At 62.0% G+C, this 12541-nt stretch carries 13 protein-coding genes; 6 read left to right on the forward strand and 7 right to left on the reverse strand.

Annotated elements, in window-relative coordinates:
- The first annotated feature begins 4 nt into the window (after positions 1–4).
- Together AB4O35_RS10825 and AB4O35_RS10830 are read left to right on the forward strand one after the other, a co-directional pair.
- A complete protein-coding gene (locus AB4O35_RS10825) occupies positions 5–238 on the forward strand; it encodes a hypothetical protein (RefSeq protein WP_065875036.1) in 234 nt (77 codons plus the stop codon).
- A 164-nt stretch (positions 239–402) separates the two neighbouring features.
- On the forward strand, positions 403–1173 hold the full coding sequence (locus AB4O35_RS10830) for a transporter substrate-binding domain-containing protein (protein WP_065875035.1): 771 nt from the start codon (positions 403–405) through the stop codon (positions 1171–1173).
- Positions 1174–1299: 126 nt separating this feature from the next.
- On the opposite strand, the gene AB4O35_RS10835 is transcribed toward AB4O35_RS10830, so the two are convergent.
- The 5 genes from AB4O35_RS10835 to AB4O35_RS10855 all read right to left on the reverse strand — a co-directional run bounded on the left by AB4O35_RS10835 (position 1300) and on the right by AB4O35_RS10855 (position 5803).
- Positions 1300–2043 carry a YkgJ family cysteine cluster protein gene (locus AB4O35_RS10835; RefSeq protein ID WP_065875034.1) on the reverse strand — a complete coding sequence of 248 codons (744 nt, stop codon included), beginning with the start codon at positions 2041–2043 and terminating at the stop codon, positions 1300–1302.
- A 108-nt stretch (positions 2044–2151) separates the two neighbouring features.
- A complete protein-coding gene (locus tag AB4O35_RS10840) occupies positions 2152–2634 on the reverse strand; it encodes a GNAT family N-acetyltransferase (protein ID WP_065945258.1) in 483 nt (160 codons plus the stop codon).
- Positions 2631–3533: a chemotaxis protein CheV gene (locus AB4O35_RS10845; protein WP_065875032.1), complete on the reverse strand. Its 903-nt coding sequence runs from the start codon at positions 3531–3533 to the stop codon at positions 2631–2633. The genes AB4O35_RS10840 and AB4O35_RS10845 overlap by 4 nt, the downstream gene beginning before the upstream one ends.
- Before the next feature lie 113 nt (positions 3534–3646).
- Entirely contained in the window at positions 3647–4621 is a 975-nt protein-coding gene (locus AB4O35_RS10850; RefSeq protein WP_065945257.1) for a 2-hydroxyacid dehydrogenase, read from the reverse strand.
- Positions 4622–4834: 213 nt separating this feature from the next.
- On the reverse strand, positions 4835–5803 hold the full coding sequence (locus tag AB4O35_RS10855) for a LysR family transcriptional regulator (RefSeq protein WP_065879589.1): 969 nt from the start codon (positions 5801–5803) through the stop codon (positions 4835–4837).
- Between the two features lie 182 nt (positions 5804–5985).
- Between AB4O35_RS10855 and AB4O35_RS10860 the strand changes: the two genes are divergently transcribed.
- Genes AB4O35_RS10860 through AB4O35_RS10875 form a run of 4 tightly spaced genes read left to right on the forward strand, consistent with a single transcriptional unit; the run spans position 5986 to position 10746 of the window.
- Positions 5986–7497: an efflux transporter outer membrane subunit gene (locus AB4O35_RS10860; protein ID WP_065875029.1), complete on the forward strand. Its 1512-nt coding sequence runs from the start codon at positions 5986–5988 to the stop codon at positions 7495–7497.
- A 10-nt stretch (positions 7498–7507) separates the two neighbouring features.
- Positions 7508–9685 (forward strand): FUSC family protein, encoded by a 2178-nt coding sequence (locus AB4O35_RS10865; protein WP_065875028.1) that lies wholly within the window; start codon positions 7508–7510, stop codon positions 9683–9685.
- Positions 9675–9875 (forward strand): DUF1656 domain-containing protein, encoded by a 201-nt coding sequence (locus AB4O35_RS10870; RefSeq protein ID WP_065875027.1) that lies wholly within the window; start codon positions 9675–9677, stop codon positions 9873–9875. Before AB4O35_RS10865 ends, AB4O35_RS10870 begins: the two co-directional genes overlap by 11 nt.
- A gap of 10 nt (positions 9876–9885) precedes the next feature.
- Positions 9886–10746, forward strand: a complete 861-nt coding sequence (locus AB4O35_RS10875; protein WP_065875026.1) for an efflux RND transporter periplasmic adaptor subunit — start codon at positions 9886–9888, stop codon at positions 10744–10746.
- Between the two features lie 105 nt (positions 10747–10851).
- Here AB4O35_RS10875 and AB4O35_RS10880 read toward each other — a convergent pair whose 3' ends face one another.
- Together AB4O35_RS10880 and AB4O35_RS10885 are read right to left on the reverse strand one after the other, a co-directional pair.
- Positions 10852–11253, reverse strand: a complete 402-nt coding sequence (locus tag AB4O35_RS10880; protein WP_017526200.1) for a hypothetical protein — start codon at positions 11251–11253, stop codon at positions 10852–10854.
- The gene (locus tag AB4O35_RS10885; protein WP_065945256.1) at positions 11250–12434 is read right to left on the reverse strand and encodes an MFS transporter; all 1185 of its coding nucleotides are present in this window, start codon (positions 12432–12434) and stop codon (positions 11250–11252) included. The genes AB4O35_RS10880 and AB4O35_RS10885 overlap by 4 nt, the downstream gene beginning before the upstream one ends.
- Positions 12435–12541 lie beyond the last annotated feature (107 nt).

Consider the following 12541-nt stretch of genomic DNA (forward strand, 5'->3'; position numbering starts at 1 on the left):
TTTCATGAAATCCCCGACACACACACCTGTTGAAGCGGCCGACCTCGTCGATTCGGCCAACGCCGACGGCGTTGAAAAAGCCGAGATCCCGGCGTTCAAGTTTCCCTTCAAACCGGGTGAACTGGGTGGCAGCAAGAGTGACGCCCAGCCTTGGTACAAAAACGGTGCCAAGAACGGCCACACCAAGACCCCTGGCATGGCGCCGCCGGGTACTCGTCGTTCGATGGGTAAACGTTAGGAATAATCTGCAACACGCCTTGCAGGATGCAACCTACAGTGCCCGCTGAAATTTCCGCTTGTAGGCTCGCGATCGTTTCTTGAAAGCTTGCACCGCTTCTGTTCGGCCTCGACTTTTTACCGAGGCTGGATAGAGGGCGCTCTTTCCGGAAAAGGATGTTTCCTGTGGCCCTGATACAGCTCTGTGTAGCGCTTGCCCTGTTGCTCGCGGTGGATGCCGTTGCTGGCATTGATCAACCGCGACGCGAAATCCGCTTCGCCGTTGCCGCGCAATTCCCCCCCTTCCAGAGCCGTAACCCACAAGGACAGTTGGTCGGCCTGAATATCGAGCTGGGCAATGCTTTGTGCCAGCAGTTGAATGCGCGCTGCACCTGGGTCGACCAGGTGTTGGTCGAAAACTTCGAAGACCTTGATGCCCGCCAATTCGATGCAATCATGGGGATCGCGCCCACGCCCAAGCGACGGCGCTGGGTGAGCTTCAGCGATATCCTCTACCCCTTCACCACGCGCCTGGTCGCGCATCGAACCTCAGGCCTGATGCCAACGACGGCGTCGCTCAAGGGCAAGCGCGTTGGCGTATTGTTGGGCAGCAATCGCGAAGCCTTCGCCCGGTCGCAATGGGCGCGCAACGGGGTGATCATCAAGAGCTTCTGGCTCAACGACGAATTGGTGCGCAGCCTGGTGGCAGGTGATATTGACGCCACTCTGCAGGGCACCGTGGAAATCCGCAACGCCTTGCTCGACACGGTCGCAGGTGCGGATTTCGACTTCCTGGGCCCTGCCGTGTCTACCGAACTGCTGGGCGAGGGCGTGGCGATTGCACTGCGCAATACCGACACAGCGTTGCGTACGGAGCTTAATCGCGCCCTTGAACAACTTATGCACAACGGCGAGTATCAGCGGATTCTTGCGCCTTACCGGCTGGATGCACCGTGAGCGTCCAACAGGCCCAGCATACTGGCGTCGCGCTGGACGGTGCCAGCCAGTGCGTCACAAATCACCGCGCTTGTGGTGAAAGGACCATCACTATCGCGGGCTTGCCCGCGATGAGGCCGGAACAGTCTAAGCTGCCCGCAACGAAATAAACGCATAGTTGGCCGGCACCTCAGTCGCAACCCGCGCGCCGGCATCCAGCACCTGTTCGGCGATGTCCAGGCCCGACACATGGAACACCCACTCGCTGGCCACGGGTGGCTGATTCGCTGCGGACTCAAGCGCCTGGCCAAATGCGCCCATGTCCGGCAGGTAAGCGGTAAACCCATCCCCCTTGAGCGCCGTGGTCCGTATGCCCAGCAAGGCGCACACCGTTTCCTTGGTCTGCACGTCATCGCGATCGGCCTGACGTGAACGGCGGATCAACTCAGCCAGCTCCAGGTCCATCAACTCACCGCCTACGATCAGCGCAGGGCCCTGTTCCCAGGATTCCGGTGGGCAGTCCTTGGCGGCAGGGTTCAGCGGGATGTGCGGGTTGATCTCCATCGGGTAGATGCGGCACACCAATGGCCGGCGTTCATAGATGCGGCACAGGTTGTCTTCGTCAAGATTCCGGCAGCGTCCGGCGTTGTAGGCAGCAAAGGTGATCGCCACAAACGCCTCGGTGTTGCCGCTGGGTACCACCACCGAACGGCGCTCGGCATGTTCGCGTTGCTGCTGGGGCAGGCCCAGGCCATTACCCAGGAACCCTTCCACCAGGACGATGACGTTACCGCCGTCCGCCGCCCACAGGCGGGCCTCGTCGAGTGTCAGGGGGACGTGATGGTCGGTGCAGCATTTACCGCAACCGACGCAGGAAAAGTGGGTGTTCATGGCAGATCTGTCACCAGGCTAGGTCAGAGGGCACGCAGGAACGGTGACGGGTTTTTACCTCTGTTCACCGTTCAGGCACTCTGGAAGCAAGTTATGCGCCAGCGACTGTCAGTCGTCTGCGACCACATCCCGTAGGACAAATACCATGCCTGCGCTTTCATACAGTTGCCGGGCACGCAGGTTGCTCTCCAGCACCTTGAGGTCCACGTAGGGTTCGCCGCGCTGCTTGAATACCTGGAAGCTGTGCAGCAACAACGCACGGCCCACTCCCTGGCCCTGGGCGCAAGGGTGTACGCACAGGTTCTTGATAAAGGCGCTGGTCCAGCACTGCGCCACCCCGAGAATGCCCTCGCCGTTGCTGGCGACCAGGCAGAGCGTGGGGTCGAACTCGGCATCGGTAGTGAATTGGCGCTGCCAGGTTTCCAGGTTGGGAACGCGGCCGCCGCCCTGGTCCTGGGTCATGCGCAACACCGCGTGAATCGCCGGGGCGAGGTCTGCGCGGTAATGATCCAACTGTGTATTGGCCGGCCACTGCGGTGCGGGCAGGCTGCCCCTCAGGTCGCGGCGCAGTAGTTGGAAATACTCGGTCACAGACTCTGTTGCGCCACGGTTTTGGCGGCCACTACCAGGCACTTGGTCAGCTCGGGCGAGGAAAACTTGGTCAGCACCGAGTTGGCCCCGGCCAGACGGGCTTTTTCGCTGTTCATCGCGCTGTCCAGGGAGGTGTGCAGCAACACATACAGGTGCTGGAAGTCCGGGGTTTCACGCAGGGTGCGGGTGAGGGCGTAACCGTCCATTTCGGACATCTCGATGTCCGACACCACCACATTGATCTGCTCGGCCGTGCCTTGCAGCTCCAGCAGCACATCGATGGCTTCCTTGGCACTGCGCGCAGTGTGGCAGGTGAGGCCGAGGTTGCGCAGGGTGTGCACCGATTGCTGCAGGGCGACCTGGCTGTCATCGACCACCAGGATCCGCGCATGGCCGAGTACTTCAGCTTCTTCCATGGTCAGGTCGGTAGGCGCCACTTCGATCGGAGCCGGCGCGATACCGTGGATGACTTTTTCGATATCCAGCACCTGCACCAGGCCGCCTTCCACCTGGGTGACTCCAGTGATGAACGCGCGGTTACCGCCGGAGCCATAGGGCGGCGGGCGGATGTCGGTGGTCAGGCAATGCACGATCTTGCTCACCGCCTGCACATGCAGACCCTGCTTGGAACGGCTCACATCAGTGACGATCAGGCAGCCGCCGTTGGGGTCTTCAAGGGGCATTTCGCCCAGGGCACGGCTCAGGTCGATCACTGCCAGCGAGGCACCGCGCAGGGTGGCGATGCCTTTGACGTGCGGGTGAGACTCCGGCAGCTTGGTCAGCGGCGGGCACGGAATGATTTCGCTGACTTTCAGCAGGTTGATGGCCATCAGCTTGCCGCTGCGCAAGGTAAAGAGCAGAAGCGAAAGTGAGTCTGCGCGGGCTTTGGTGGTGGACATAAAAACCTTCTGTGGATCAGGGAGGACGATCTATGGAAGGTTATCGACTTGGGGGAGCCAGGCTTTAACCGTATTTTGTGTGGTACATGCCCCGCTCCCACAGGGCATTTGTGTCAACCCTTCCAGACTTGCGGGTTCACCAGGTCCTGCGGACGTTGGCCCAGCAGGGCGCTGCGCAAATTGTCCAGGGCGCGGTTGGCCATGGCTTCACGGGTTTCATGGGTGGCCGAGCCAATATGCGGCAGGGTCACGGCATTGCTCAGCTGGAACAGCGGCGACTCGGCCAACGGCTCTTGCTCATACACATCCAGCCCGGCGCCACGGATGCGCTGGGTTTGCAGCGCTTCGATCAGCGCCGGTTCGTCGACCACCGGGCCTCGGGAGATGTTGATCAGGATCGCGCTGGACTTCATCAACCCCAGCTCGCGGGTGCTGATCAGGTGGCGGGTCTTGTCGCTCAACGGCACCACCAGGCAGACGAAGTCCGCCTCGGCCAGCAGTTCATCCAGGCTGCGAAATTGTGCGCCCAGTTCCTGCTCCAGCGCCGGCTTGCGGCTGTTGCCGCTGTACAGGACCGGCATGTTGAAACCCAAGCGCCCACGCCGTGCCACGGCCGCGCCGATATTGCCCATGCCGACGATGCCCAGCGTCTTGCCATGCACATCGCAACCGAACAACGGCGCGCCCACGCTGGCTTTCCACTGGCCGGCTTTGGTCCAGGCGTCCAACTCGGCCACGCGGCGGGCGCTGCTCATCAGCAGGGCGAAGGCCAGGTCGGCGGTGCTTTCGGTGAGGACGTCGGGGGTATTTGTGAGCATGATCCCGCGCTCGTTGAAGTACGGCACGTCATAGTTGTCGTAGCCCACCGACACGCTGGACACCACTTCCAGGTTGCCCGCTCCTTGCAACTGCTCGCGGCCCAGCTTGCGACCCACGCCGATCAGGCCGTGGGCGTGGGGCAGGGCTTCATTGAATTGAGCGTTGATATCGCCCAGCTTGGGGTTGGGCGCAATCACCTCGAAATCCTGTTGCAGGCGTTCGATCATTTCCGGGGTGACACGGCTGAAGGCGAGGACAGTCTTTTTCATTGCAGGCGGGCTCATCGACTACGGAAGAATACCAAGCACGCTAACATTATTGAGTATTGTTGTGCGAATTGAGGGGGCTGTAGTGAGCGGGCTTGCCCCGCGCTGGGTGGCGAAGCCGCCCTAAAACCTAACACCTCGTTCTAACTGGAGAAATTTGGTGCTCGGGTTGGGGCGGCTTCGCCACCCAGCGCGGGGCAAGCCCGCTCACTACAATCAGTTCGCCATTCGCGCGCCGCTCAGGCTGCCACTCAACTCATACGTCACCAACTCCGCCTGGTGCGCTGCCAGAATCTCCGGCAGCGAGCCGCGCAGGTATTCCACCCAGGTTTTGATCTTCGCATCGAGGTATTGGCGCGACGGGTAGATGGCGTACAGGTTCAACTCCTGGGAGCGGTAATTGGGCATCACCCGCACCAGCGTGCCGTTGCGCAAGCCCTCGATGGCCGCATACACCGGCAGCAAGCCGATGCCCATGCCGCTGGTGATCGCGGTTTTCATCGCATCGGCCGAGTTCACCAGGAACGGCGAGGTGTTGATCGCCACGCTTTCCTGGCCTTCGGGGCCGTTGAAGGTCCACTTGTCCAGCTGGATCACCGGGCTGACCAGGCGCAGGCAGGCATGGTTGAGCAGGTCATGGGGGCGATGCGCGCAGCCCTTGGCCTTGACGTAATCCGGCGAGGCGCAGGCGATGCTGTAGGTGATGCCCAGGCGCTGCGACACGAAACCCGAGTCCGGCAGCTCGCTGGCGAGCACGATCGACACGTCATAGCCCTCGTCGAGCAAGTCCGGCACGCGGTTGGCCAGGGTCAGGTCGAAGGTCACGTCCGGGTGGGTACGGCGGTAGCGGGCGATGGCGTCAATCACGAAATGCTGGCCGATGCCAGTCATGGTGTGCACTTTCAGCTGCCCGGAAGGGCGCGCGTGGGCGTCGCTGGCTTCGGCCTCGGCTTCTTCGACGTAGGCCAGGATCTGCTCGCAGCGCAGCAAATAACGCTTTCCGGCTTCGGTCAGCGCAATGCGGCGGGTGGTGCGGTTGAGCAAGCGGGTTTGCAGATGGGCCTCAAGGTTGGAGACCGCGCGCGACACGTTGGCCGTGGTGGTATCCAGGTGCACGGCGGCGGCGGTGAAGCTGCCGGCTTCGGCCACGCAACTGAAGGCGCGCATGTTTTGCAAAGTGTCCATGGAGAGTTCTCAGGGGAGATGCCAAATTGTGACAGAAAGTTACGCCGTCCAGTGATCCCTACCAACGGATTATCGCTTGAACGGTAACAAAGATTCACAGGAATGCCAGCTTATCGTCCTCCATGCCGCCGCCTAGAATTGCGCCACCTCTCCCCGCACCCCCACCTCAGGAATTCGCAGCAGTGCCGCGTCGCATCAACAGAGAGTTGAAGGCTCTCAGTGTTTGGGCTTTATCGTTAGCAATCAGCGGCTGCATCGGAACCGGAGGAATCGCCCCCCAAGGCCAGTCCCTCAACGCCAACAACCTGGCCACCGACGAAGCGATCCAGAGTGCCGCCAAGGACGCTCATTGGCCCACCGCGCAATGGTGGCGGGCCTACGGCGACCCTCAACTCAACCGCTGGGTCGACCTCGCCACTCAAAACAACCCGAGCATGGCCATGGCCGCCGCACGCGTACGTGAAGCACGGGCGATGGCCGGCATTGCCGAGTCAGCCGAGTCGTTGCAGGTCAACAGTGACACCACCCTCAAGCGCCACAACTGGCCGAAGGATCAGTTCTACGGTCCCGGTGAATTGAGTGGCGCCAACACCTGGGACAACAATTCGTCCCTCGGCCTGAGCTATGCCCTCGATCTCTGGGGCCGCGAAAGCAATGCCTCCGAGCGTGCCGTCGACCTGGCGCATATGAGCGCCGCCGAAGCGCGCCAGGCCCAGCTCGAATTGCAGAACAACGTGGTGCGCGTTTATATCCAGCTGTCCTTGCATTACGCCAATCGCGATATCGTCGCGGCCACCCTGGCGCAACAGCAGCAGATTCTCGACCTGGCCAACAAACGCCTGAACGCCGGGATCGGCACGCACTTCGACGTCAGCCAGGCTGAAACCCCGCTGCCGGAAACCCACCGCCAACTTGACGCCCTGGACGAAGAAATTGCCCTGAGCCGTAACCAGCTGGCGGCGTTGGCGGGCAAAGGCCCGGGGGAGGGCGCGCGATTGCAACGCCCGACACTGTCTCTGGCCGCACCGCTGACATTACCCTCAAGCCTGCCCGCGCAATTGCTCGGTCAACGCCCGGATGTGGTCGCCAGCCGCTGGCAAGTTGCCGCCCAGGCGCGTGGCATCGATGTGGCCCACGCCGGCTTTTATCCCAACGTGGACCTGGTCGGCAGCCTCGGCTACGTGGCCACCGGCGGCGGCATGCTGGCGTTCCTGGCGGGCAAGAAATTCAACTACAACGTTGGCCCGGCGATCACCTTGCCGATCTTCGACGGCGGTCGCTTGCGTGCGCAACTGGGTGAGGCCAGTGCCGGATATGACATCGCGGTGGCGCGCTATAACCAAACCCTAGTGAATGCGCTCAAAGGCATCAGCGATCAATTGATCCGCCGTGAATCGATGGATAAGCAATCCTCTTTCGCCGCGCAATCGGTGGCCTCGGCGCAAAAGACCTACGACATCGCGATGATCGCCTACCAGCGCGGCCTCACCGACTACCTCAATGTGCTCAACGCCCAGACCTTGCTGTTCCGCCAGCAGCAGATCGAGCAACACGTACAGGCCGCACGCCTGACCACCCACGCCGAACTGGTGACCGCTCTTGGCGGCGGCATCAAAGCCGGCGACGACGTACCGCCAGATACCAAGATCCTCCCGAGCAAGACCCCGGCGGCGCTCGCCGTGTTTGATCACTGAGTAGGATGTGATGACCCCCTTGCCTGCACCGCTGCGCTGGCTGCATTCCCTTGAGTGGCGCCGTGGTTTTTTCGACTGGGCACGCAGCGACGGCGTGACCTGGGTGTATATCTTCAAGGTGCTGATCGCCGCGTTCCTCACGCTGTGGTTGGCCATGCGCCTGGAGCTGCCGCAACCGCGCACGGCAATGATCACCGTGTTTATCGTGATGCAACCGCAGAGCGGCCAGGTGTTTGCCAAGAGTTTCTACCGCTTCCTTGGCACCCTGACGGGGTCGGCGGTGATGGTGTTGTTGATTGCCCTGTTTGCGCAGAATACCGAACTGTTCCTCGGCGCGTTGGCGATCTGGGTCGGCGTCTGCACCGCCGGTGCGACGCGCAACCGTAACTTTCGCGCCTACGGGTTTGTACTGGCCGGCTACACGGCGGCGATGGTCGGCTTGCCGGCCCTGGCCCACCCGGACGGCGCCTTTATGGCGGCGGTGTGGCGCGTGCTGGAAATCTCCCTGGGGATATTGTGTTCCACGCTGGTCAGCGCGGCGATCCTGCCGCAAACCAGCAGCGCCGCCATGCGCAACGCCTTGTACCAACGTTTTGGCGTGTTCGCGCTGTTTGTCACCGACGGCCTGCGCGGGCGCAGTAAACGGGACGGTTTCGAGGCCAGCAACGTCCGGTTTATCGCCGAAGCGATCGGCCTGGAAGGGCTGCGCAGCCTCACCGTGTTTGAAGACCCGCACATGCGCCGGCGCAACGGTCGGCTGAGCCGCCTCAACAGCGAATTCATGAGCATCACCACGCGGTTCAACGCCTTGCACCAGTTGCTTGAACGCCTGCGAACCGATGACGCCGATCATGTGGTCGCCGCCATCAAACCCGGCCTGCAGGACCTTGCCGAAGTGCTCGATGGCTTCTCCGGTCGCGCGCTCACCAGCCCTGACGCAGCGCGCCTGGTGGCTCATCTGAGCGCCTACAAGGACGGCCTGCCGGCCAAGGTCCGCAGCCTGCGCGCGACCTTCCAGGAACAGAGCCCCAGCGAAGCCGAACAGCTGGATTTCCATACCGCCTACGAGCTGCTTTACCGTTTTGTCGATGACCTGCACAACTACGCGCAAACCCACGCCTCCCTCGCGGATCACAGCCATGCGCGCGAGCAGTGGGACGAAACCTTCATACCGAAAACCAACTGGCTGGCCTGCGCCGCCTCAGGGATTCGTGCGTCATTCATCTTGATCGTGCTCGGCAGCTATTGGGTTGCCACCGCCTGGCCCAGCGGCGCCACCATGACCCTGATCGCCGCCGCCACCGTCGGCTTGTCCGCCGCCACACCGAACCCCAAGCGCATGGCATTCCAGATGGCGTGCGGCACCTTGATCGGCGCGCTGGTGGGTTTTGTCGAAATGTTCTTCGTATTTCCCTTGATCGACGGCTTCCCGCTGCTCTGCGTGATGCTCGCCCCGGTGATCATCTTTGGGGCCTTCCTCGCTTCACGCCCGCAATACGCGGGTGTGGGCGTGGGCCTGCTGATCTTCTTCAGCACCGGCTCGGTGCCGGACAACCTCACGGTCTACAACCCCTACACCTTTATCAACGACTACATCGCCATGGTCATCGGCATGCTGGTGTGCGCGGCGGCGGGGGCGATCATCCTGCCGCCCAACAGCCGCTGGCTGTGGCGCCGCCTGGAGCAGGACCTGCGCGAGCAAGTGGTGTACGCGATCAGCGGCAAGCTCAAGGGCCTGGCCTCGAGTTTCGAAAGCCGCACCCGCGACCTGCTGCACCAGGCCTACGGCCTCGCCGTCGGCCAGCCACACGTGCAGCGCGACCTGCTGCGCTGGATGTTCGTGGTGCTGGAAGTCGGCCACGCGATCATCGAGTTGCGTAAGGAACAGGCGATTTTGCCGGTGCACCCGGCGTACGCCGAATCCCAGCCCTGGCGCCAGGCGATCCGCGTGATGGGCCGCTCGCTGGTGCGCTTGTTCCTGCAACCCAGCGCGAGCAACCTGGAGCGTGGCCTGATCGCTGTGGACCACGCGATCAGCCGCGTGCAGGCCACCGACGAACCCTTCGCCCCGCACTTCGATACCTCGGCGCTGCGGCGGGTGAAAAGCTACCTGCATTTTATCCGCACCTCATTGCTGGACCCGCAATCGCCGCTCGCTGCCCTCAAAGGATCCCCGAATGCCCCGTGAAATCGCCTTCCACGGCGTGTACATGCCGACCATCACCCTGATGTTCCTGATCGCGGCCGTGCTGGCCTGGGCGCTGGATCGCTTCCTGGCCGGGTTCGACCTGTACCGTTTTTTCTGGCACCCGGCGTTGCTGCGCCTGAGCCTGTTCGTTTGCCTGTTTGGCGCCCTGGCGCTGACCGTCTACCGTTGAGAATGCCCCGATGAAAAAGTTTTTCAGCCTGCTCGCGACCTTGCTGGTACTGGCCTTGGCGATCTGGATTGGCCGCACGCTGTGGGTGCATTACATGGAGACCCCGTGGACCCGCGACGGCCGCGTGCGTGCGGACATCATCAACGTGGCGGCTGACGTTACGGGTGAAGTGGTCGACGTGCCGGTGCGTGACAACCAGTTGGTGAAAAAGGGCGACTTGCTGATGCAGATCGACCCCGAGCACTACCGCATCGCAGTCAAGCAGGCGCAATCGTTGGTGGCTTCGCGCAAGGCCACTTGGGAAATGCGCAAGGTCAACGCCCACCGCCGCGCCGACCTCGATGCGCTGGTGATCTCCAAGGAAAACCGCGAAGACGCCAGCAACATCGCCGATTCGGCCTTGGCAGATTACCAGCACGCTCTGGCGCAATTGGAAGCGGCCGAACTCAACCTGAAACGCACTCAAGTCGTCGCGGCGGTCGATGGTTATGTCACCAACCTGAATGTGCATCGCGGCGACTACGCGCGCATCGGCGAAGCCAAGATGGCCGTTGTCGATATGAACTCGTTCTGGGTTTACGGGTTCTTCGAAGAAACCAAACTGCCTCACGTCAAGGTCGGTGATAAAGCCGATATGCAATTGATGAGCGGCGAGACCCTCAAGGGGCACGTAGAAAGCATCTCGCGCGGCATCTATGACCGTGACAACCCCGAAAGCCGCGAGCTGATTGCCGATGTGAACCCCACCTTCAACTGGGTGCGTTTGGCGCAGCGGGTCCCAGTGCGCATTCATATCGATGAAGTGCCGGAGGGGGTGTTGTTGGCGGCGGGGATTACTTGCACGGTGATTGTTGATCAAACACGCAACTAAAATGTGGGAGCGGGCTTGCTCGCGAATACGGTGTGACAGTCACCTAATCCATCGACTGACCCAACGCCTTCGCGAGCAAGCCCGCTCCCACATTTATCGACCCTGTCAGGCTTTGATAAAGGTCTCATGCAGGTGACGCCACAACAGCGCGCCACTGGCCTGCTTCTCGAACACCACCGTGGCGCGGCGGTCCGTCTGCGTGCCGCTGTCATCCACCTGATGTTCACGATAAGTCACCGTGGCGCCACGCGCATGCCGGTCAATCCCGGTCATCTCGCTCAACGTGATCTTCAACCCCGGACGCATGCCGCCCAAACGCGTGAACAGGGCGTTGACCCCGGCGGTATTGACCCGTGTGCCGGTCGCCGGGGCAACCATGCTGAATTCCGGAGAGAAGCGCGCGAGCAAGTTCTGCAAGGTGCCCTCTGGCGCAACCCCGGCAAACCATTGCTCGATCTCGACGTGGGTCTGGATCACTTCTTCAAAAAAGTCGCTGTAATCAATCATCGGTGAGGCTCGCTGGCAGGGTGGAGCAATGCGCGCACTCGGGACGTGTCCAGGCGCAGCACTGCAAAAAGAGGCAGCAGGGTCAGGGCTGCTGCCATCGTGAAGGTAATGGCGAAAGAATCCAAGGCCGACAACAATCCACTCAGCAGCGCGGCGCCCAGGCAGAAGCTCACTTGCCGATTGATGTTCCACAAGGCGCTGGCGTGGCCCATGCGTTCGGCGGGGATATCGAGAAACGCCAGGGTTTGCGCGGTGCTGCTGCACAGGCTGCCGCCCAAACCCATCAACAGATAGGCCGGGATAATCAGCGCAGGCTCGTTCAGCAACAGAATGCCGATGCATTGCAGCGCCATGCCCGCCAGCAACAACGGCTTCGGCCCGCAACGGTTGAAGAGCTTTTTGCTGAGGTAAATTGCGACTGCCGAGGCCAGCGCCCAGGGCAGCATCAGCGCACCGGTGTGCGTGGCGTCATAGCCGAGGCCGCGCAGGTAGAGGATGGCGATCAGGCTGGTGCCGATAAAGACGCCGGGAATGCACAGATAGATCAGCATGGCGACCCGCAACATCGGGCTGCCGATCTGTTTGAAAATACTGCTCACGTCCAGGCCCGGCCTTACAGGTGTGGGCGCGTCGGGTTTTATCCACAGCAGGGCCAGCAGCAGTGTGATCAGCGCCAGCGGCAGGTTGGCGTAGAAGATCCAGCGCCATGACAGGCTGTCGACAATCAAACCGCCCAACGCTGGGGACAACGCGGGCACCAACAACGCCACTGACATCACCCGCGCCGTCAGTTGGCTGCGCTCAGCGGCAGGGAAGTGCCGGTAAGCCATGGCCTGCCCAACGGGAATCAGCAGGCCACCGCCCAGCCCTTGCAGGCCGCGCCAGCCGATCAGCGTTTCAATCGAACTCGCCTGGCCCACCATCACCGAGGCTCCGGCGAACAACAGCAGGCTGGCGGCGATCAAGGCTCTTTCTCCCATCATCGCGGCCAGCCAGACGCTGAGCGGAATGATCACCGTCAGGCCGAGCATGTAGGCGTTGCTGATCCACGCCAGTTGCGTGACCGAGGCCTGCAGGTCGCGGGCGATATCCGGGTAGGCGACCGTGGCGACAAACATATTCACCAAGTCCAGGGCGAAGCCTAGCAAAAAGATCCAGGCGACTTTCGAGCGGTAGGTCATGGGCGCAATCCTGCGAATGAAGCGGGCAGGGTAGGAGGGATGCAGTGTTTGGTATACGTCGGTTTGCCTGTTAGTTTGTCAAAAATATTTTGACAAAGGAGCGCGCT

This window comes from Pseudomonas sp. H1_A03 (assembly GCF_054685145.1).

Coding starts and splice junctions, on each gene's coding strand:
- AB4O35_RS10825 (WP_065875036.1), top strand. CDS start 5: ATGAAATCCCCGACACACACACCTGTTGAAGCGGCCGACCTCGTCGAT.
- AB4O35_RS10835 (WP_065875034.1), bottom strand. CDS start 2,043: ATGAACACCCACTTTTCCTGCGTCGGTTGCGGTAAATGCTGCACCGAC.
- AB4O35_RS10845 (WP_065875032.1), bottom strand. CDS start 3,533: ATGTCCACCACCAAAGCCCGCGCAGACTCACTTTCGCTTCTGCTCTTT.
- AB4O35_RS10850 (WP_065945257.1), bottom strand. CDS start 4,621: ATGAAAAAGACTGTCCTCGCCTTCAGCCGTGTCACCCCGGAAATGATC.
- AB4O35_RS10855 (WP_065879589.1), bottom strand. CDS start 5,803: ATGGACACTTTGCAAAACATGCGCGCCTTCAGTTGCGTGGCCGAAGCC.
- AB4O35_RS10865 (WP_065875028.1), top strand. CDS start 7,508: ATGACCCCCTTGCCTGCACCGCTGCGCTGGCTGCATTCCCTTGAGTGG.
- AB4O35_RS10870 (WP_065875027.1), top strand. CDS start 9,675: ATGCCCCGTGAAATCGCCTTCCACGGCGTGTACATGCCGACCATCACC.
- AB4O35_RS10875 (WP_065875026.1), top strand. CDS start 9,886: ATGAAAAAGTTTTTCAGCCTGCTCGCGACCTTGCTGGTACTGGCCTTG.
- AB4O35_RS10880 (WP_017526200.1), bottom strand. CDS start 11,253: ATGATTGATTACAGCGACTTTTTTGAAGAAGTGATCCAGACCCACGTC.
- AB4O35_RS10885 (WP_065945256.1), bottom strand. CDS start 12,434: ATGACCTACCGCTCGAAAGTCGCCTGGATCTTTTTGCTAGGCTTCGCC.